The following is a 20,177-nucleotide window of genomic DNA, read 5'->3' on the forward strand; positions in this document are numbered from 1 at the left end:
GTTGTCTCAGTCTTCTTTTGGCGCCTCGAGCACCAGGTCAAGTTCTTCTGCCAGTTGTTTGCGTGCCTGTTCGTTGTTCAGCAGGTGCTGCAGTTGCTTGCGGAACGTGGGCACGTTGCCCAGTGGGCCTTTCAGTGCGACCAATGCCTCGCGAAGCTCCAGCAGCTTGTTCAGCTCCGGTACCTGGCGGGCGATGCTGTCTGGCCCGAAATCGTTGATGGACTTGAACTGCAGGTTGACCGCCAGCTCTGCGTCGGGGGCAGTGCTGAGCATGGATGGCACGGACATGGCGAGGCTGACATCGGCGTCGTTCAACACATTGTTGAAACTGTGTTTGTCGATTCGCATGATCGAACGGTCTTCCAGCGCGCGGGCATCATCCAGGCCGAAATCGCCTAGTACCAACATCTTGTGCGGCAGCTCTACCTCGGCTTGTTCGCCGTCGGTGGCCGGTACGTACTTGATGTTTATGCGTTCTTTGGGTGCAACGGAGCCTGAGCGTTTACTCATGAGTTTCAGCCTTCGTGAAGTTTGAATATATGTAGGAAGCGTCCTACAAAGTTATGTTTAAATTTAAACGTAATTGGCTTCTCGCTATGTGCGTGTAAAAAACCATGCGCCGAAAAAATATTGTGCGTCGAGCGTGAAAGTGTAAGGAAATATTTGGTTGTGAATATTGTTTTGTCTGTACTAGCCTTTGTTTCGTTTCGATGCTCCACTATCCAGTAATTGTATTTGATGACTACTGTTGAAGCGTGACTGGCCAGTCGGGTAGCGCTGTTGCCGTATTTGATGAGTGAGTGAAACCAATGATTGTCCGCTATGCATATGGCGTTGGGCTTTCGATGTTGCTCTCCCAGGCGCCAAGTTTGGCAAGCCAGGCCAGCGACTGCCCGCAGATCGTTTCCAACGTCGAGCGTCTGGCTTGTTTCGACCAGGCCGCTGGCACCCCGGCGCATGTGACGAAACTGCAATGGTCCGCGCCAGAGCAGGATTCGCCCACGCTGCGTCGTGTGATGACCCATGAAGCGGGGCGGTCGCCGGAGGAGCTGACGTTTCGCCTCGAAAAAGGGGATGACGGGCTGATGATCTCGGCGCCCGCAATCGCTTCGGTCGCACCGTCCCCCTACCTGGTGATCAGTTGTGTGCAGAACATTTCCAGGTTGCAACTGGTTACCGCACAACCCATCGATGCCGGCCGGGTGATGGTGCGATTGCAGGGGGAGCGTGGCTCCACTCTCGCTACCCCCTGGCAGGTGACGGAGAACGGCCAGGTGCTTGACGCTGGCAGGGGCTTGCCGGGCATCGAGCAGATCAAGCCACTGATCGGGGCCCATCGCATTCAGGTCGAGAGCGACCACCCAGCCGTTGATGGGCTGGTTTTCGACGCTCAGGGGCTGGACCCACTCATCGATGAGGCGCGCAAGGCATGTCGCTGGTAGCAGAGGTCACCGCACAGGAAATTGCCCGGTTGCTTGCCCCCATCGACGCGCAGAACCCTGCCGGCCTGTTCGACGTGGAGAACGAAACCTACCAGGCCATCGACCAGGAAATGGTCAAGCTGGGTGGGTTGCAGGAGCCTTCCATCGACTGGGCGTACATCGAAGAAGCGTCCCGCCAGTACCTGGGCCAGGAGTGCAAGCATCTGCGCATCGTCGCCCACCTGGGTGTCGCTTGGCTGCGCAGCCAATGCTGGGAGCGCTGGGGTTTTACCCTCGCACTGCTGGCCGGCATGGTCGAAGCCTATTGGGAAAGCGCATACCCGAAACCGGGCCCCAAAGGGTTCCTCGGCAAGCGCAAGCTGGTTGGCCTGATGCTCAACCGTTTGCTCGTGGCGTTGCCGCGCCTGGACCGCTTCACGTTCAGCCCCGCGCACGCCGCGGCGGCTCAGGGCGCGCTGCAACGCCTGCAACAGCAGCGGGAAGCAGCGCAGCTCGATGAAGCGGCCCTTGGCGAACTGGAGCGCCTGCTACGCAAGCACACGGAACTTTCAAACGGCCTTGCCGAGCCCACCACGGACAAGCCCCCTGCCAAGGGCATCAAGGCTGCGCCCCTGGCCGAGGTCATCGCCACGCCAATGCCCCGTGTGTCGTTGGGCAACGAGCGGGAATCACGAAGGGCCATGCTGACCATGGCCGAGCTGATCAACCAACAGGACCCTTACGATCCTGCTGGCTACCAATTGCGTCGGTTCGGCTTGTGGGCGCACATCCAGACGCCGCCTCAAACCAGGCAGGGCAACCGCACGGAACTGATGGCGGTGCCGCAGGACATTGCCGGGGACTATGAAGATGCCATTGCCGCTACTGCAATCGACGCGGCCCTGCTGCAGCGGATCGAAAAGAGCGTGACGGCTTGCCCCTACTGGTTTCGCGGCAGCTTTCTGGCAGCGAGCGCTGCCACGCGGCTGGCGATGGGCGAGGTGGCTGAGGCCATTCGCGCTGCGACCGCGCGCTTCGTGCAGCGCATGCCCGCGCTGCAGCAGTTGTGCTTCAGCGACGGCAAGGTATTTGTCGATGACCAATGTCTTGCGTGGCTCAGGGGCGCACAAGGGCAATCCGATTCGGACGGGGCCTCTCAGGAATTCGCCACGTTGCGAGAGGAGCTGGCCTGCCAACTGGAAACCAGCGGCGTGGAAGCGGTGTTGCTCAGGCTGCAGGGCATGCAGGCGGACTTCCGCAGCCTGCGTGAGCGTTGCCATACCACGGTGATCGCCGCTGACCTGCTGGCTGCTCGGGGCGTGTCCTGGTTGGCCCAGGACTTGTGCGCAGGCGTTGCCCGAACGATGCAGGAAACCACCGCCAGCGCCTGGGAGCCTGAGGTGTTTCAACGCCTTCAGCAGTACGCGTGCACGGTCCATCACGGGCTGATTGGAACAAGGAACGGGAGTCAGGATGAATCAAATGTGGAAGCATCTTAAACGTTGGGGCTTGCCCCTGCTGGCCCGCATCGGCCTGGCCATGCCGCTGCTGCTCGGGCTGGGTGCTGCATTGATGCTGGTTGCAATCTGGTGGCTCGGCCCGCAATGGGTCTGGCGCGAGCAGCAGCCGCTGGCTAGCGTGGCGCATCGTGGCTTGGCCAGCCTGGCGCTTGTATTGGTTCCGCTACTCTGCTGGCTTGTGGTGCTGCGCAGGCGTTTTCGCCGTTTGCAGGCCGAACGCAAGCAGGCGGTGGACGCTGAACTGGACAACGTGTTGCCTTTCGTCCAGGCACAGGAAAAAGCCTTGGACCAAGGGCTGGCACGCTATCTGGACAATGCGGGTGGCAGGCGTGCCTTGTACCGGCTGCCGTGGTATCTGGTGGTGGGCGACCAACAGGCCGGCAAGACCAGCTTTATCGACCGTACCGAACAGAGTTTTTCCCTGACCCGCATCGACAAGGCACAAGCGCGAGGCAGGCAAGCGCAAGTGCTGGCTTATCCGATAGGCTGGTGGGTCAGCAACGATGCGGTGATCATCGACCCGCCGGGCGCTTTCGTCCGTCAGGAATCGTTGGCAGGTTCATCAGCCGAGGAGTCGGACACGTCGAAAGCACCACCCGCCACGTCGGCCAGGTTGTGGGAACACATGCTGGGCTGGCTGGTGCGTAACCGAAGCCAGAGAGCACTAAACGGCTTGCTGTTGGTCGTTGACCTGCCTGCGCTATTGCATGGCACGCCTGAGCAACGTGTCGCCTTGGCGCATGTGCTACGCACGCGGCTGTATGAAGTGAGCATTCAGTCGGGCTCGCGCTTGCCGCTGTATGTGGTACTGGCCAAATTCGATCTGCTGGACGGTTTCGACCAGCTTTACGCTGGGCTTCCCGCCGCCATGCGGGAAAACATGCTGGGCTTCACCTTCAAGCTGGATGCGGTCGGCACGTTCGATGCCTGGCTGGATGAATATGGCGATCATTACGATCGGTTGATCAGGCAATTGTTTGAACAGGTAGTGGACCGGCTCGATGTATTGGGCGGTGCGCCATTGCGAATTCGCTTGTTCTCGTTGCATGCCCAGTTGATCGGGCTGCGTCCGATACTGTTGGCCTTCCTGAAAGAAACCCTCGCAAGTGACCGCTTCACCACGCCTGCCTTGGTACGCGGCGTGTACTGGTCTTCGGTCTTGCAGCAGGGCGACATGCTCAATGCGTTCGTGCGTGAGGCGGCACAGCCGTACAAGACCGAGTTTCCGCTGCGTGAAGGCAAGGCGCAGGGGCAGGCGCTGGTCTACTTCATTCAGCACGCCTTCCGGCGCGTCATCTACCAGGAGGCCGGCCTTGCCGGGGACAACATAAAGGTAGCGCGCAGCAAACGTCGGTTGCTTTGGGTTGGTTCTGCAGTAGGCGTGCTGGCCTTCAGTGTCGCCATCGCCAGTTGGCAACGCTACTTTGACATCAATGGCGCCAAGGCCGCCAATGTGCTCGCCAAGAGCAGAGAGTACAGTCATCACGAAGTGGACCAGCGTCTGGACCCCACCGGGCGCAACCTGCTGGAACCGCTGGACCAGATACGCGATGCCGTGTCGGTGTTTGGCAACTATCGTGCCGCGTGGCCGGGTGTTTCCGACCTTGGTTTGTATCAGGGGCGCGCCATTGGCCCACGCGTCGACGAGGCCTACCTGAGCTTGCTCTCCAGGCGCTTTCTGCCAGCCTTGGCCAGCGGTGTGATCGATGCCATGGACGCCGCGCCGCCGGGCAGCGAACAGCAGATGGCTGCGCTTCGGGTTTATCGAATGCTGGAGGACCGCCAGAGCCGCCGCCCCGAATGGGTCGAGGACTGGATGGCCCGCCAGTGGCAACAGAACTTCCCCGGGCAGGGGCAATTGCAACGCGACCTCATGCGGCACCTGAAGTATGCCTTGGCCTATGCCGATACCGAACTTCCGCAGTACAGCCAGCGTATGGCACAGGTGCAGCAGGTGCTGCGCAAGGTACCACTGCCAGAGCGGGTCTACGCGAGCCTGAAACAGCAGGCTGGCGAGCAGTTGAATGCCGGCCTGGACCTGCGTCATCAGGTGGGGCCAGCGTTCGATGTGGTGTATCAGTCCTCACCCGGCTTCAGGCAGGGGGAGGGTGTTTTGATAGCGCCAATGCTCACCGCCAAGGGCTTCAAAGAGTACTTCGAACCACGTAGCCAGCGGTTTGCAGAGATGGCGATGATCGACCAGTGGGCACTGGGCGAGCGCGACCAGCTCGATTACTCGGATGCCGACCGGGAGGCGCTGGGCGAGCGGCTACGTAACCTGTACAGCGCCGATTTCATTGACAGTTGGCGTCGAGCCTTGAACGCCTTCTCGGTGGCCGACTTCCGCGACCTGGATCATGGTGTCGCGATCCTGCAGCAGTTGACCGGGCCAGCAGCACCTCTGCATCGGTTGCTGGACACAGTGAGGAACAACACTTCGCTTTCATCAGCCGTTGTCGCTGAGGCAGCCGGGGAGGTCGAAGCGTTGCAGCCGACAAGTGGCAGGCCTGATCAACAACAGGCCTGGGCCATTCAGCGGGCCTTTGCCGGGCTGAGTGCCATGCTGCAGGCAACCGGTGAGAAACCCAGCTACTACGACGAGACCCTTGCTGCCATCGCGGCCGTGCACGACTATGCCAAGGCGGTGCAGGACAGCCCCGACCGAGGCAAGGCCGCGCTGCAGGCCGTGCATCAGCGATTCTCGATGGCAGGGCAAGACCCCATCGGCACCCTGCAGCGGGTGGCCACCGGCTTACCCGAACCGATCAACCACCAGGTCAGAAAAATGGCCGATCAAACAGCACAAGTGCTGAATGTCGAAGCCCTGCGCGAGTTGGAACGACGCTGGGACGCCGAGGTGTACAGCTTCTTCCAGCAGCGCCTGGCAGGGCGCTACCCCTTCGTCGTGAAAGCTCCCGACGCTTCGCTGGACGACTTTGAAGCCTTCTTCGGGCCGAAGGGGCGGCTGCAGCAGTTCCATGATCAATACCTGAAGGTCTTCCTGAGGGATAACCTCGAAGCCCTGCAGGCCGGCCAGCAGGGGCAGTCACTGATCCGCAGTGATGTGCTCGAACAGCTGGAGCGGGCAGATCGTATCCGTGAGACCTTCTTCGATCAGCGCGGCAACCTCAGTGTGCAGTTCAGCATCGAGCCGTTGGGCCTGAGTGCCAACCAGCGTACAAGCTTGCTGGACCTTGACGGTCAATTGATTCCCTACACCCATGGCCCGAGCCAGATCACCGGTATCGTCTGGCCCAATACCTTGGGGCAGCAGGTGCGCAGTAACCTGACCTTGCTCCGGCAGAACGGGAACAGCAGCAGGCTTGAGTACCGTGGCCCCTGGTCCATGTTCCGCTTGCTCAGCCGTGGCTCGCTCAATGGGCGCACGGCGACCAGCGTGGACCTGAGCTTCAGGACCGGCGATGGCGTGATGCGCTACAGGCTTAACGCGCAGAAAGCCTTCAACCCTATTACGCAAGAGCCTTTCAAAGGTTTCCAGTTGCCACGAGGGTTGTTGCAGAAGTCGCCCAAGCTGGGGTCGACCACGCAGGCCGGCTTGTGAGGGTTGGCTTGGGAGTCTGGTGCGAACCCGTCACCCATTGCGCTGGCGCCGCCAAAGTTGCGTCGACAGCAGTTGAAGGCGTTCGGCCAGCTTGGCGACGTGGGCGGCAGTGGTGCGACTCTGGTTGCTGGCAAGCACGCTTTTCTGAGTGGTTTGGCTGATACCGGCCAGGTTGCACTGGATGCTGTCACCCACCGCGCTCTGCTCCTCTACAGCGGCAGCGATCTGCACACTCATGCCGCTTATCTCATCGACGCGCTGGGTGATCCCGTCCAGCGCCCGGGCGGCCAGCAGTGCCTGCTCCACGCTGACGCCGGCCTTGCTGTGGCTGCGCTGCATCGCAAGTACGGCATCCCCGGTGGAGCGTCGCAAGGTATCGATGGTGCCCTGGATGTGCGCGGTGGATTGCTGGGTCCGCGAAGCCAGCCCGCGCACCTCGTCGGCGACCACCGCAAAACCGCGGCCGGCCTCGCCGGCGCGGGCAGCCTCGATGGCGGCATTGAGGGCAAGCAGGTTGGTCTGTTCGGCGATGCTTTGAATCACCTCGAGTACGCGGTCAATTTCATTGCCATGCTGTTCCAGTTGATGAATCACCATGCTGGTCTGTTGCACCTCGTTGGCGAGGCTATCAATGTGCTGGCGGGTCTGCTCGACCAGTTGCTGGCCGCGGTCGGATTCCTGATTGGCCAGGTTCGCGGCGCTGGCGGTGAGCTGAGCGTTGCGCGCCACTTCCTGCACACTGCTGGCCATCTGGGTTATTGCGCTGGCTACCTGGGCAGTTTCCCCCTGCTGGCGGAGGGTCGCGCAATTGTTGTTGTCCACTGCAGACACGAGCTCTTCGGCTTCCTTGCTCAACTGGCGGGACGAATCGGCAATGCGTCCGACTATTGCCCGGGTCTCGGCTTCGAGCATTTGCAAAGTGAAATCGATCTGGCCAAATTGGTCGCGGCGGCCACTGTAGAGTATCTGGCTCAGAGGGTTGTCGGCGATATTCCTGGCTTTTCGGGCAAGGGCGTCGAGGGGGCGCAGGCTGAAGCGCAACAGGCCGCCGAGCAGCAAGCTCGATAGCAGCATGGAGAGGGCGGCATGGCTCCAGGACAACGCGCCCAGCAAGCCCAAGGCCGCAAAGCACAGCAGGTTCACGCCAGTGCTGACAAGTGCCAGGCGCATGCCGACGGACAGCCGTGACATACGCAGGCAGTTGGTCTTTCTACCACTACGCAACTGTGCATAGAGATGTTCAGCGGCTTCCACCAGCGCTTTGGTCGGGAGTGTGCGAACCGATTGGTACTCCACTGTTTCGCCATTGCGCTGCATCGGCGTGACGTAGGCGCTGACCCAGTAGTGGTCACCATTCTTGCAGCGATTTTTTACCAGCCCCATCCACGAGCGCCCATCCTTGAGTGTCTGCCACATATGCGCAAAAGCTTCTGGCGGCATGTCCGGGTGGCGCACGATGTTGTGATTGACGCCGAGCAATTCGGCTTCACTGAAACCGCTGATGTTGATGAAGTCGGGATTGACGTAGGTGATGGCGCCCTTGGGGTTGGTTGTTGAAAGAATGTTCGCGTTTGCACTGAACTCGACGGCACGACCACTGACCGGAAGATTGGTTTTCATTGTTTTTCTCCTGAACTGATGGGTACCCGCCGGGTAACTGCGCTCCCCTCGAAACGGTCTTCTGTGCTGAGCAGATGTTGTATCTGGGCGGCAGGTTGTGGCCGACTGAACCAGTAGCCTTGGGCGTAATGGCAGCCTTCACCAACCACGAATTCGAGTTGTGCCGAACTCTCGATGCCTTCGGCCACTACTTCCAGGCCAAGGCTACGGCCGAGAACGATGATCGCCTGGCTGATCGCGCTCTGTTTGTTCTCGTAAGGAACGCCGGTGATGAAGCTCTTGTCGAGCTTGAGGATGTGCAGCGGAAAGCGTGTGAGGTAGCCAAGCGAGGAGTAACCCGTGCCGAAGTCGTCCAGCGCCAGCAGAACACCAAGGCTGGTCAACTCATGCAGGCAGGCCAATGTGCCGATGTCGTCATGCATCAATTGGCTTTCGGTGATCTCCAGGATCAGGCTGGCGGGAGGCAGGCCGCTTTCTTGCAGGATATCGATCAGCCGGAGGGTGAAGTCGGCTTGTTGCAATTGGGTGCTGGAAATGTTCACCGAACAGCGCAGACGCTCATGCCCGGCCAGTTGCCAGGCTCGGGTCTGCTGACAGGCCTGGCGCAGTACCCATTCGCCGACGCGGATGATCGCTCCCGACTCCTCCAGCGCAGGGATGAACTCCAGTGGCGAGATCAAGCGTTCGCCATGGCGCCACCGCAGCAGCGCTTCGACCCCGGTCACCCGCGGTGCCCCTTGGTCCAGGCGATAGATTGGCTGGTAGTACAGTTCGAATTCATTCTGTTGCAGTGCCTGGCCTAGCGCGGACTCCAGTTCCAGATGCTGCTGTGCCGTGTCTTGCAATGTTTCGTCGTAGTGGGCGAAGCGCGCCTTGCCGGCAGACTTGGCTCGGTAGAGGGCAAGGTCGGCAGCCTGCAGCACATCCAGGGCTTTGCCATTGTCGTGCAATGGCGCGATACCGATGCTGGCGCTGACCACCAGGGTACGACCGTCCATGTGCAGCGGTTGATGCAGGTTGTCGAGGATGCGCTGGGATATCTGCTCGGCGTCGCGGTCGCAGGTGAGGTCGTGAAGCAGGACGATGAATTCGTCGCCGCCGAAGCGGAACAGTTGGTCAGTGGGGCGCAGGGATTCTTTCAAGCGCACAGCCACTTCCACCAGCACGCGATCACCGACGTTGTGGCCGAGGCTATCGTTGATCAACTTGAAGCGGTCCAGGTCGATGAACAGCAACGCTTCGTAGTCACCGCCCTTGCGCTGCTTCCTGAAGGTCTTCTGCATCTGCTCGTCAAGCCGGATGCGGTTGGCCAGGCCGGTCAACGGGTCGTGCTGGGCGGTATGTTGGAGGCGCTGCTCGGCATCCTTGCGTGCACTGATATCGGACTGCGAACCCGCCATGCGTAGCTCGCCAGGGGTGGTCATTTCGGCGACCCCCCGCACGAGGACCCAGATGTAGTCACCGTTGTGCTTGCGGATACGGTACTCATGGTGAACGGACGATGTCTGCCCTTGTAGATGGGCATCGATGGCATGGCGAAAATCCGGCAGGTCATCCGGGTGCACGCGGCCGAACCAACTGGAACTGCTCTCGCCGATGCTATCGCGGCTGAGGCCGAGCATGCTGGCCCAGCGCTCCGAGACGTAAAGCCGATCCTGGTCGACGTGCCAGTCCCACAGCCCGTCGTTGGCACCGCGTAGCGCGCGGGCAAAGCGAGCCTCGCTATCTTCCAGCGCCTTGTGCTGGGCCGCACTGTAGGTATCGATGGCCAACGTCATGTCGAAGAACACCGCCTTCAACAGGCTTGAATAGAGCGTGGCATCCGGGCTGTCGCCGAACACGCTTTCCAGCATGTCGTCGAGGTACAGCCGATAGCTGCCAAGGTACCACTTCAGTTCCAGGCCGATCTGCTGGTGGATCACGCCGATACGCAGGCGGCCGTTGACGTAGGTTTCATCGTAGGGGCCGCCCCACAGGCACTGGTAGTACTCGGCCTGGCTCTGCTTCAAACGGGCGGTGACCTCCGGCGTGCGAAGCAATGCAGACGGCGTGGAGAATTCGGCCAGGTGACGGTACAAATGGTCGACGAAAGCCTGCTGGGACGGGGCCATGTACTGAGCTGCCGCGCCTAGTCGCCTGGCGTCTTCGGCGCTCCAGTCGAGAAAGCGAAAGCGTTCGGCAATCTCTGCGTGATCGAGACGGATACGCTTGAGCAATTCCTCGAGGTCTTTTGTCACCTTCATTCGCATCCCCCGGTGTTGGTGAAGATTCCTTTCCGCTGAACCAAAAAAAAGCGCCGTGGCAACAAGTTCTGCTCAAGAACTTGTTGCCACGGCGCTTCGTCTTTCAGGCCTATTATCCTGCTCGGCAAAGCCGGTTCCCGCAGGGCGGAACCTGGTGATGGCACATTCACATCATTGGGGATCTTCCGACAATTTATCCAGCAATGCAACCAAGCGTCGCCGCAGCAGCCCCAGTTCGCGGGATTTGAAGGCGTGTCGGGTCTGTTCGAGAACCTCGGTGGCATCCAGCAAAGCGGCCTGTACCTGCCCAGCCGAGCCCAACTTTGCTTCACCGAGCCAGCGGCAAAGCGGTACGGCGCTGCAATTGCCAGGCGTACTCAGCACTTCGCAATCGGGTGCTATGGGCGCCAACAGCTGGCGCAATTGATCGGCCAGTTCAAGATTGTTGCAGATAATTCTGGTTGCCTGGTTGGACTCGCTCATCAAACTGCATTCCCATATGTTTGGTGTGCTGTTTACAACACCGCCTATGGCGTTTGATTGATTCAGGTCAATGCTGAAACCTTCCACTTGCACCGTGAAGCCCTTCGGTACGAACAGCGCTCCTGGAAACCGAGCGCCGTGGGGCGGCGCTCGATTTCGAATGCGCAATGGACGTGCCATCAAACACGTTGCTGCGTGGTCAGTACCTGAACTCGACCCCCACGTACGCGCCAATCCCATCCCCCGGCCAGAACGACGCAGTATCCTGCCCGCGCGCGTTGTACACCGGCGTCACCGCCGTCACGTACGCCTTGTTCGCCAGGTTCTTCAGGTCCAGCGACACCTTCCAGTTGCCCTTCGGCGCCTCATACCCCAGGTTCGCCCCCCAGATGGTGTACGACGGCGCATACAGGGTATTGGCATAGTCCACTGCCGTGCGCGAGGCCGACTGCACGTTGATTCCGGTGTACCAGCCGCTGTGGTCCTGGTACTGCAACTCGCCCTGATAGATGTGCTTGGGCACGCCCGGCAACTGGTTGTCGCCGAAGGTGTCGTCATGCCGGTAGTAGAAGTCGTTGTAGGTGTACACCTGGCGCCAGCGTACCAGGTCGCCCTGCGGGTTTTCCCAGAGGCGGGTGTTCAGGCCGGCCTCGACACCCTGGTGGATGGTCGGTGAGGCGTTGAAGGCACCGGTGACCGCAGCCGACGATGACGTGGCGGGGATGATCTGCACATTCAGCAGCTCGTCGTGGATCCACGAGCGGTACAGTGCCAGGCTGCCATCGAAGATGCCGTGCGAGCCCTTGATACCGACCTCGAAGGTGTTGGCCTTCTGCTCCACCAACGGGCGGATGTAAGGCAGGGTCGGCCCGGAGCCCGAGTATTCCCAGGAAGCAGGCGGGTCGATGCTGCGGCTGAAGTTGGTGAATACCTGCAGGTTCGGGCTGAACTCGTAGCGCAGGCCGATGCGCGGGGCGACGCTCCAGTTGTCGTAGTCCACGTGCTGCGGGAAGTTGGTGGTGTTGGGGTTCACCGCGTGGTCGATGTTGATCTTGCGCCGCACGTTGATGAACGACACGCCGCTGGTAAGCCAGAGGTTGTCGACCAGGTTGATATCGTTGCCCAGGGCGATCACCCGGTCGAACGAATCCTTGTAGTTGACCTGCTTGAGCGACAGCTTGTCGTCGTTGGCCGAGTTCACCCCGCCACGCAGGTGCTGGGTGGAGGTGAAGGCGATGCTGCTGCGGCTTTCGTGGCCGAACAGGTAGTCGACCCGGTCGTAGCCCAGCAGCAGGCCGAGGTCGTGCCAGTCCCAGTAACTGGGATTGCTCGGGCTGCGCGGGCTGTTGGTATGGCGATAGTCGTGATACGACAGGCCGAAGGTCAGCCGTGCATCGTCGTCAAAGGTATAAGTGGTCTTGCTGCCCACCCAGATGCTGCCCGGGCGGCGTGCACCGGCACCGCTGCTCTCGGCGGTGGCGCTGGCGCGGCGCGGGTGGTGCAGCGCGGCGTCGAGGGTGGTGGCGCTTGGGTCGTTGTGGGTTTCGTCGCGGTAGCGCAGCAGCAGGCGGGTTTCCAGCTTGGGGCTGAAGCGGTAGCCGGCATTGGCGACGATGCCCGAGCTCTTCGACAGGCTGTAGTCGCGGAAACCCTCGTTGCGGTAGTTGTCGGCCTGCAGGTAGTAGTCCAGGTCGCCCTCGACCCCACCGTAGCTGATGCTCTGCTTCTGGTAGTGGTAGCTGCCGGCTTCGGCGCGCACGCGCAGGCCGGGGGCGCTGTAGCCGCTGTGGTTGACGAAGTTGACCGCGCCGCCGAGGGTCAGCGCACCATACTGGAAGGCGTTGGCGCCGCGCAGGATCTCGGTGTAGTTCACGCCGCTGGCGTTGAGGAATTCGTAGGGTGTGCCGCCAGGGCCGGTCAGCGGCAGGCCGTCGAACAGGAACTTGATGCCCTCACGGAAATAGCCGGGCGAGGTGTTGGCACCGGAGCCGCGGATCGAGATCTTCGCCGCGTCGTTGCCGCCGGTTGACTGCACGAATACCCCGGGCTGGTAGCCGAGGGTGTCCTGCAGTGTGGCAGTGCGGCCTTTGGCGACCTCTTCGCTGTCGACCACGCTGGTGCCGCCGGGCACCTCGGCCAGGGCGCTGGCGGCCTGTTGCACTTCGGATTGCTTGGCGGCCTGCACGGTCACCGTGCCCAGGGTTTGCTCAGCGGCCAGTACCGTGACCGGGGCCAGCAGGGCCGTGGCCGCGGTGGCCAGGGCGGCGTGGCGGATGGCCAGGCGCAGTGGTTGGGGTTGAATCGCACGCATCGTTCAATTCCTTGCAAGTCATCGTAGGTCCTCGGCGTTCTATGGGAATAGTCAGGCCTGTCGAAATGTGTAAGAGCAGTTTCTGTGCCAGCTGGCGAAAGGCCGGAAGTTTGGGGGTGTGGCCAAAGTTTTAGTGTGAAGTGCTGAATAAAACAGCAAATTTTGTTGCGCCCCTGTTGTTTGCGGAACAGTGCAGGTTATATCCAAATATCCGAATGCTATGTCGCAACCTGTGGGAGCGGCTTTAGCCGCGAACACCGGCGCAGCCGGTGCCATTCAGCGCGTTGGATTCTTCGCGGCTGAAGCCGCTCCCACAGGGGATGCGGATTGCTTGCAATTTCAGTTATCTACGCGACAGCGCAGCCCACAGGGTTGGATGTTGTCAGCGCAACAGGGATTAAACAGTTTGTATGGTTAATGCGTCAGGCGGTTTGAACTAACCTCAGTGAATGCGCAGTGTTAGCGCTGGCACGACAACTGCAATAGCCCTTTATGTAGCCGTCTATATAAAGGGCCCGTTGTGCAGCCGAATTCCCGATTATTCAATACATGCCTGGTGGCCAGTGCGCTGTTGGTTGCCGTCTGCTCACCCGCCACGTCCGCGCAGAGCCAGGCGCTGTTCAAGGGTGAAGCGCTCAGCGAAGTGAACGGCGTGATGCGCTACCCGGCCAGCGACTTCGTCGAGCAGCAGCCCGGCAAGCGCGGTGGCACCCTGCGCGTGTCGGCGGCGAGCGACGCTGGCAGCTTCGATATACACGCGCTGTCCAACGGCAACATGCAGTGGATGGGCCGCATCCTGTTCGACTGCCTGGTGTACCAGGCCGAGGACGGCACCCTCACGCCGTGGCTGGCGAAAAGCTGGGACATCAGCGCCGACGGCCTGACCTACACCTTCCACCTGCGTGACGACGTCACTTTCAGCGATGGCGAGCGCTTCAACGCCGAGGCGGTGCGGGTCAACCTCGAACACATGCGTGACCCCGTGACCAAGTCGCCACTGGCCGCCGCCTACATCGCGCCGTACCTGCAGGGGCGGGTGGTGGACGAGTACACATTCGAGGCGACCCTGCGTGCGCCCTATGCGCCGTTTCTCGATGTGCTGTCGCAGGCCTGGCTGGGGATGATCTCGCCACGGCAGATCCTCGAGGCGCCGAAGACCATCGCCAGCCAGCCCATCGGCACCGGGCCTTTCGTGCTGACCGGCTGGGTGCGCGACCAGCGTGCCAGCTTTGTCCGCCGCCCGGGGTACGACTGGGCACCGCCGGCGATCAACCACCAGGGCGAGGCCTACCTGGACGGCATCGAGCTGAGCTACGTGCCCGAAGCGATGATCCGCTACACCTCGCTGGAAGCTGCCGACAACGACATGGCCCTGGACGCACCGGCGCAGAATGCCGCGGCGATCCGCGCCAACCCGAAGCTGACCCTGCGCAACCGCATTCGCAAGGGCAACCCGTCGCGCAGCATCACCTTCAATGTCGACCGTGCGCCGTTCGATGACGTGCGGGTGCGCCAGGCCGTGGCCAAGGCCATCGACCGTGATGGCCTGGCATGGATCTCCGGCTTCGGCGAGTACCTGGCCAAGGGGGATTTCCTCGCCGTGAATACCCCCGGCTATGACCCGGTGGCCCGCGAGGCCCTGGCCTTCGACCCGGTCGAAGCAGGGCGCTTGCTCGACGCCGCCGGCTGGACCGGGCGTGACGGCGAAGGCTATCGCAGCCGTGATGGCCGGCGCCTCGGGGCGACCTTGCTGACCTATGACAACCCGGCGTTCCCGGCCAATGTCCCGGTGGCTGCCCAGGCAGACCTGCGCAAGGTCGGCTTCGACCTGCGCATCGAGCTGCTGCCGCTCAGCAAGGTCATGGAGCTGCGTTACCTCGGCAACTTCGACGCCATCGGCGGCGGCTACTGGCACACCAACACGGCCGATGGCCTGTACATCCTCTACCACAGCCAATCCATCCCCAGCGCACGAATGATCGGCCAGAACGTCGGCCACTTCCGTGATGCCACCCTCGACCAGTTGCTCGGTGCCGCCCGACGCAGCACCGACCCGACGCAACGCCGCGAGCTGTATCGCCAGGCCCAGCAACGCCTGGGCGAGACCGTGCCGGCCGTGCCCTCGGTGGAAAGCCAGATGCTGCTGGCCTACCGCAACGCGGTCGGCGGTGTGCTGTTCGATGGTTCGCACAACGTTCCCCTGTTCACCAGCGTGTGGCTGGCAAAGGAGCAACCATGAAACTGCTGATCATCTTGCTGCGCCGCCTGCGTGACGGTGTGATCGTGCTATGGGCGGCGGCCAGCCTGACCTTCCTTGGCATGCAACACAGCGGTGGCGACACCGCCCTGGCGATCCTCGGCGGCCCGGATGCCATGCCGAGCGAAGCGCTGCTGGCCCAGGTGCGCGCCGAATACGGCCTCGATCAACCGCTGTGGGTGCAATACGGCCACTACCTGGCGCGCCTGGCCAAGGGCGACCTGGGCGAGTCGTACCGGTTGCGCATACCGGTCGGCCAGGCGATTGGCGAGCAGGCCGCCGCGACCTTGGCGCTGGCCAGCAGCGCGGCTGTGCTGGCGGTGCTGCTGGCGGTGGCCTCGGCGCTGCTCACCGCCAACCGCGGGCGGCGTTTGCGCGCGGTGGTGTCGGGCATCGAGCTGTTGCTGTCCTCGGCCCCCAACTTCGTGATCGGCACGGTGCTGCTGCTGGCCTTCGCGTTTCACTTCCATTGGCTACCGCCGTCCGGGTCCAGCGGTTGGCGCTCGCTGGTGCTCCCGAGCCTGGCCCTGGCGCTGCCGATCGCGGCGGTGCTTGCACAGGTGTTGCGCCAGTCGCTGGAGCAGGTGCTGGAACAACCCTTCATCACCCAGGCCCGTGCACGTGGCATGGGTGATATCGCTGTGCGTCTGCGCCACGCCCTGCGCCATGCCCTGGTGCCGCTGGTGACCCTGGCCGGCTACGTGTTCGCCAGCCTGCTCGGCGGCGCCGTGGTGCTGGAACTGCTGTTCGGCCGCCAAGGCATTGGCCGTTTGATGCTCGACGCTACCGCCAGCAAGGACGTGCCACTGGTACTCGGCGTAACCCTGCTGGCGGCAGCGATCTACGTGCTGGTCAACCTGCTGGTGGACCTGGCGACCCAGGCCATCGACCCGCGCACCGCACGCGTCTGAATTCACGAGAAAGGAACCATCATGAGCCAAACAACGATTACCGATGCCGAACTGGATGCGCGTTTCGCGCCGATCTATGCGCGTATTGCCGAAGGCGCGGTGGCCCGCGAGCAGCAGCGCACCCTGGCCCATGAGCCGGTGGCCTGGTTGCGCGAGGCCCGCTTCGGCGCCCTGCGCGTGCCACGCAGCCACGGCGGCTCAGGCGCAACCTTGCCGCAGTTGCTGCGCCAGCTGGTGCGCCTGGGGCAGGCCGACTCCAACCTGCCGCAGATATTCCGCGCCCACTTCGGCTTCGTCGAAGGGCGGCTGTCGTCCGGCGACGCCGCCTCCCAGGACTACTGGTTCGCCCGCGTGGTCGCCGGTGAACTGTGGGGCGCGGCCATGGCCGAGCGCACCGACAGTACCGGCAATAGCGTGCAGTTGAGCGAAGACGAAGGCGGTTACCGCCTGGACGGCGAAAAGTACTACTGCACCGGCACGTTGTACGCCGATTGGGTGGCGGCAGTGGCCAACCATGGCGACGACTTTGTCAGCCTCGTGGTGCCGACCCGTGCGCCGGGCGTGGAGCGGGTCGACGACTGGGACGGCTTCGGCCAGCGGTTGACTGGCAGTGGCACCACCCGTTTCACCCGGGTCAGCGTGCAGCCGCAGCATTTGCTGCGCCGTTTCGCCAAGGGCGAGTTGCGTGCCGAGTCGTACCTCACCGCGTTCTACCAGGCGGTGCATCTGGCCACCCTGGCGGGTATCGGCCAGGCGGTACTGGCCGATGCCGTAGCGTTCGTCCAGGGCCGCACCCGCGCCTTCGGTGTGCCGGGGCAGTCGCAGCCGGCCGCAGACCCGCGGGTGCAGGCGGTGATCGGTCGCCTGTCGAGCCTGGCCTTCGCCGCCGATGCGCAAGTCACCGCCGTGGGCCAGAGCCTGCAGGCGGTGTACGAAGCCGGCCAGCAAGGGGAGGTAGCCGAGCAGCTTTACACCAACGCCGAGATCCATGCCTTTCAGGCGCAGCAGATCGTTCTGCCGCAAGTGCTGGAAGCGAGCACCTTGCTGTTCGAAGTCGGCGGCGCATCGGCCACCAGCAATGCCCGGCGCCTCGACCGCCACTGGCGCAATGCCCGCACCCTGGCTTCGCACAACCCGGCGATCTACCGCGAGCAGGCGTTGGGCAACTACTACCTAAATGGCATCAGCCCGGCCCAGGCCTGGCGTGCTCTTCATGCCAGCGCCAGCGAAGGGCAGGGCAGCGGCGACGAAGCCAGCGCAGTCTGATCAGGAGAACCGGCATGACCACGAAACAGATGAGCCTGGGCATGAACATCCTCGGCTTCGGCTCGCATTCCGGCGCCTGGCGCCAGGGTGAGGCGGCAATCGACGCCTATATCGACGTCAACTATTACCGCGATATCGCGCGTATTTCCGAGCGCGGTTGCCTGGATGCGATCTTCCTTGCCGATGGCCCGGCGTTGCCGCCGGATGTGTCCGCCCAGCCTGGCGGGCGCCTGGAGCCGACCGTGCTGCTTACCGCAGTGGCGGCCGCCACCGAGCGCATCGGCGTGATCGCGACCTGCTCCAGCACTTACAACGAACCTTTCAACCTGGCCCGGCGAATTGCCTCGCTGGACCACATCAGCGGCGGCCGCGCAGCCTGGAATGTGGTGACCAATGCCGGTGACGCGGCAGCACACAACTTCGGCCTGGCTGGTGCGCCGTTGCATGTGGACCGCTACGGGCGGGCCGAGGAGTTCGTCGACGTGACCCTGAAGCTTTGGGACAGCTGGGAGGACGACGCGATCATCGGTGACCGCAGCGCCGGCCGTTTTGCCGACCCGGGCAAGGTCCACACCCTGGATTTCAAGGGTAAGCACTTTCAGGTCAAGGGGCCGCTGAACCTGCCGCGCTCGCCGCAGGGCAGGCCGGTACTGGTGCAGGCCGGCTCTTCCGAAGGTGGCAAGGCACTGGGTTCGCGCTATGCCGATGCGATCTTCACCACCCAGACCACCCTGGCCGACGGGCAGGCGTTCTATCGGGAGATGAAGGCACGGGCCAAAGCCTGGGGCCGTGACCCGCAGCACCTGAAGATCATGCCCGGCCTGTCGACCGTGATCGGCAGCACCGAGGCCGAGGCCCATGCACGTTTCGACGAGCTCAATGCCTGGCATGGCGAGCACGGCCTGTTGCAGCAGGTGGCAGGGCGTATCGGCATCGATGCCAGCGAGCTGGACCCGGATGCGCCATTGCCCTGGGCGCGAATTGGCGCGGTGGCAGATTTCGAGCGGGGGTCGCATGGTTTTCTGGAGGCCCAGTTGAACCTGGCGCGCAGCGAGAACCTGACCATTCGCCAGCTGTCGCGGCGGATTCTGGTCGGGCACCGGTTGGCCGTCGGTACCCCGGAACAGGTCGCCGATACCCTGGCCGAGTGGTTCCTGGCGGGGGCGGGGGATGGTTTCAACATCATGCCCGACATGTTCCCGTCGGGTGCTCGGGTGTTCGTCGAAGAGGTGGTGCCGCTGCTGCAGAAGCGTGGGTTGTTCCGCACCGAATACACCGGCACCACCCTGCGTGAGCACCTGGGGTTGCCCAAGGCACACAACCAGTTCGCTGCTTAGGGGGCGCTTTGCGCCCCAATCGCCGGCAAGCCAGCTCCCACAGGTGCCGGGCAAACCTGAAACCTGTGGTGATCCTGTGGGAGCTGGCTTGCCGGCGATGGGCTGCAAGGCAGCCCCAGGATCTGAAACCCGACACACATTCAAAAGGATGCACCCATGCGCTACCGCCCACTCGGCCACACCAACCTGCAAGTCAGCCTGCTCAGCCTCGGCACCATGACCTGGGGGCACCAGAACAGCGAACAGGATGCTCACCAGCAACTGGACGCTGCCCTTGCTGCAGGCATCAACTTCATCGACACCGCCGAGATGTACCCCACGCCCACCCGCGCTGAAACCTGGACCACCACCGAGCGCTACATCGGCACCTGGCTGGCGGCCCGCGCCAACCGCGACAAGGTCCTGTTGGCCAGCAAGATCGCCGGCCCGGCCCGTGACCCAGGCGGCCAGGTGCACATTCGCGATGGCCTGTCGCACCACGACCGCAAGAACATCGTCGCGGCCCTGGAGGGCAGCCTGCGCCGCCTGCACACCGACTACCTGGACCTCTACCAACTGCACTGGCCCGACCGCACCAGCAACTTCTTCGGCATCCGTGAATACCCCTACGTCGACGACCATCCGCAGACGGCAGCCATCGAAGAAACCCTTGCGGTGCTGGACGAGCAGGTAAAGGCCGGCAAGGTGCGCCATATCGGTGTCTCCAACGAAACACCGTGGGGTGTGGCGCAGTTTCTGCGGCACAGCGAGGACAAGGGCCTGGCGCGCATTGCCAGCATTCAGAACCCGTACAGCCTGCTCAATCGCTTGTACGAGAACGGCCTGTCGGAGTTCAGCCATCGCGAAGGGATCAGCCTGTTGGCCTATTCGCCGCTGGCGTTCGGGGCGTTGACCGGCAAGTACCTGAACGGGGCAAGGCCGGAGGGTTCGCGATTGTCGTCGGTGTATCGCACGTTCAATCGCTACGGCAGCGAGGAGGCCAACGACGCGATTGCCAGCTACGTGCGGATCGCGCGGGAGCATGGGCTGACACCGGCGCAACTGGCCCTGGCTTTCGTCATACGCCAGCCGTTCGTGGCCAGTGCCATTACCGGGCAGACCACCTTGCTGCAGCTGCAGGAAAACCTGAGTGCACTGGATGTGCAACTGAGCGATGAAGTACTGGCCGAGATCCAGGCCGTGCACCGCCGTATTCCCAACCCGGCGCCGTAGCCCACATGGCAAGGGCTTCGCCCTTGTTCGCGGC

13 protein-coding genes and 1 pseudogene are annotated in these 20,177 nt (G+C 62.7%); 8 read left to right on the plus strand and 6 right to left on the minus strand.

The features are described from left to right. Positions 1-6 precede the first annotated feature (6 nt). Entirely contained in the window at positions 7-510 is a 504-nt protein-coding gene (gene tssB, locus CAG34_RS13260; protein ID WP_085590459.1) for a type VI secretion system contractile sheath small subunit, read from the minus strand. A 299-nt stretch (positions 511-809) separates the two neighbouring features. Here tssB and vasI point away from each other — a divergent pair, with 299 nt between their 5' ends. The 3 genes from vasI to tssM are packed head-to-tail and all read left to right on the plus strand — an operon-like array spanning position 810 to position 6,503. Further along, complete coding sequence (vasI, locus tag CAG34_RS13265) at positions 810-1,442, plus strand: type VI secretion system-associated protein VasI (protein ID WP_178080883.1); 633 nt, start codon at positions 810-812, stop codon at positions 1,440-1,442. After that, a complete protein-coding gene (gene tssA, locus CAG34_RS13270; protein ID WP_085590461.1) occupies positions 1,430-2,920 on the plus strand; it encodes a type VI secretion system protein TssA in 1,491 nt (496 codons plus the stop codon). The genes vasI and tssA overlap by 13 nt, the downstream gene beginning before the upstream one ends. Further along, the gene (gene tssM, locus CAG34_RS13275; RefSeq protein ID WP_085590463.1) at positions 2,895-6,503 is read left to right on the plus strand and encodes a type VI secretion system membrane subunit TssM; all 3,609 of its coding nucleotides are present in this window, start codon (positions 2,895-2,897) and stop codon (positions 6,501-6,503) included. The genes tssA and tssM overlap by 26 nt, the downstream gene beginning before the upstream one ends. Positions 6,504-6,533: 30 nt before the next feature. On the opposite strand, the gene CAG34_RS13280 is transcribed toward tssM, so the two are convergent. The 5 genes and pseudogenes from CAG34_RS13280 to CAG34_RS13295 all read right to left on the minus strand — a co-directional run bounded on the left by CAG34_RS13280 (position 6,534) and on the right by CAG34_RS13295 (position 13,160). Next, positions 6,534-7,820 (minus strand): methyl-accepting chemotaxis protein, encoded by a 1,287-nt coding sequence (locus tag CAG34_RS13280; protein ID WP_371858044.1) that lies wholly within the window; start codon positions 7,818-7,820, stop codon positions 6,534-6,536. Further along, positions 7,794-8,123, minus strand: a pseudogene (locus CAG34_RS29455) (PAS domain-containing protein); the annotation flags it as partial. The pseudogene CAG34_RS29455 and the gene CAG34_RS13280, both read right to left, overlap by 27 nt. Further along, the gene (locus CAG34_RS13285; RefSeq protein WP_085590467.1) at positions 8,120-10,366 is read right to left on the minus strand and encodes a bifunctional diguanylate cyclase/phosphodiesterase; all 2,247 of its coding nucleotides are present in this window, start codon (positions 10,364-10,366) and stop codon (positions 8,120-8,122) included. The gene CAG34_RS13285 and the pseudogene CAG34_RS29455, both read right to left, overlap by 4 nt. Before the next feature lie 171 nt (positions 10,367-10,537). Continuing rightward, positions 10,538-10,849 carry a hypothetical protein gene (locus CAG34_RS29460; RefSeq protein WP_085590469.1) on the minus strand — a complete coding sequence of 104 codons (312 nt, stop codon included), beginning with the start codon at positions 10,847-10,849 and terminating at the stop codon, positions 10,538-10,540. 199 nt (positions 10,850-11,048) lie between these two features. Continuing rightward, the gene (locus CAG34_RS13295) at positions 11,049-13,160 is read right to left on the minus strand and encodes a TonB-dependent receptor domain-containing protein (RefSeq protein ID WP_025339887.1); all 2,112 of its coding nucleotides are present in this window, start codon (positions 13,158-13,160) and stop codon (positions 11,049-11,051) included. A gap of 655 nt (positions 13,161-13,815) precedes the next feature. On the opposite strand from CAG34_RS13295, the gene CAG34_RS13300 reads away from it, so the two are divergent. The 5 genes from CAG34_RS13300 (at position 13,816) to CAG34_RS13320 (ending at position 20,143) form a co-directional block, all read left to right on the plus strand. Beyond that, on the plus strand, positions 13,816-15,399 hold the full coding sequence (locus CAG34_RS13300) for an ABC transporter substrate-binding protein (protein ID WP_143516474.1): 1,584 nt from the start codon (positions 13,816-13,818) through the stop codon (positions 15,397-15,399). Next, complete coding sequence (locus tag CAG34_RS13305) at positions 15,396-16,328, plus strand: ABC transporter permease (RefSeq protein WP_025339885.1); 933 nt, start codon at positions 15,396-15,398, stop codon at positions 16,326-16,328. The genes CAG34_RS13300 and CAG34_RS13305 overlap by 4 nt, the downstream gene beginning before the upstream one ends. Positions 16,329-16,349: 21 nt before the next feature. Continuing rightward, positions 16,350-17,594: an acyl-CoA dehydrogenase family protein gene (locus tag CAG34_RS13310; RefSeq protein WP_085590473.1), complete on the plus strand. Its 1,245-nt coding sequence runs from the start codon at positions 16,350-16,352 to the stop codon at positions 17,592-17,594. Positions 17,595-17,608: 14 nt separating this feature from the next. Next, a complete protein-coding gene (locus CAG34_RS13315) occupies positions 17,609-18,931 on the plus strand; it encodes an LLM class flavin-dependent oxidoreductase (protein ID WP_085590475.1) in 1,323 nt (440 codons plus the stop codon). A gap of 156 nt (positions 18,932-19,087) precedes the next feature. Next, the gene (locus CAG34_RS13320; RefSeq protein WP_085590477.1) at positions 19,088-20,143 is read left to right on the plus strand and encodes an NADP(H)-dependent aldo-keto reductase; all 1,056 of its coding nucleotides are present in this window, start codon (positions 19,088-19,090) and stop codon (positions 20,141-20,143) included. Positions 20,144-20,177: the final 34 nt, after the last annotated feature.

The sequence above is a fragment of the Pseudomonas sp. B14(2017) genome, assembly GCF_002113255.1.
Classification (GTDB): domain Bacteria; phylum Pseudomonadota; class Gammaproteobacteria; order Pseudomonadales; family Pseudomonadaceae; genus Aquipseudomonas; species Aquipseudomonas putida_Z.

Coding starts and splice junctions, on each gene's coding strand:
- tssB (WP_085590459.1), bottom strand. CDS start 510: ATGAGTAAACGCTCAGGCTCCGTTGCACCCAAAGAACGCATAAACATC.
- vasI (WP_178080883.1), top strand. CDS start 810: ATGATTGTCCGCTATGCATATGGCGTTGGGCTTTCGATGTTGCTCTCC.
- tssA (WP_085590461.1), top strand. CDS start 1,430: ATGTCGCTGGTAGCAGAGGTCACCGCACAGGAAATTGCCCGGTTGCTT.
- tssM (WP_085590463.1), top strand. CDS start 2,895: ATGAATCAAATGTGGAAGCATCTTAAACGTTGGGGCTTGCCCCTGCTG.
- CAG34_RS13280 (WP_371858044.1), bottom strand. CDS start 7,820: ATGCAGCGCAATGGCGAAACAGTGGAGTACCAATCGGTTCGCACACTC.
- CAG34_RS13285 (WP_085590467.1), bottom strand. CDS start 10,366: ATGAAGGTGACAAAAGACCTCGAGGAATTGCTCAAGCGTATCCGTCTC.
- CAG34_RS29460 (WP_085590469.1), bottom strand. CDS start 10,849: ATGAGCGAGTCCAACCAGGCAACCAGAATTATCTGCAACAATCTTGAA.
- CAG34_RS13295 (WP_025339887.1), bottom strand. CDS start 13,160: ATGCGTGCGATTCAACCCCAACCACTGCGCCTGGCCATCCGCCACGCC.
- CAG34_RS13300 (WP_143516474.1), top strand. CDS start 13,816: ATGCGCTACCCGGCCAGCGACTTCGTCGAGCAGCAGCCCGGCAAGCGC.
- CAG34_RS13305 (WP_025339885.1), top strand. CDS start 15,396: ATGAAACTGCTGATCATCTTGCTGCGCCGCCTGCGTGACGGTGTGATC.
- CAG34_RS13310 (WP_085590473.1), top strand. CDS start 16,350: ATGAGCCAAACAACGATTACCGATGCCGAACTGGATGCGCGTTTCGCG.
- CAG34_RS13315 (WP_085590475.1), top strand. CDS start 17,609: ATGACCACGAAACAGATGAGCCTGGGCATGAACATCCTCGGCTTCGGC.
- CAG34_RS13320 (WP_085590477.1), top strand. CDS start 19,088: ATGCGCTACCGCCCACTCGGCCACACCAACCTGCAAGTCAGCCTGCTC.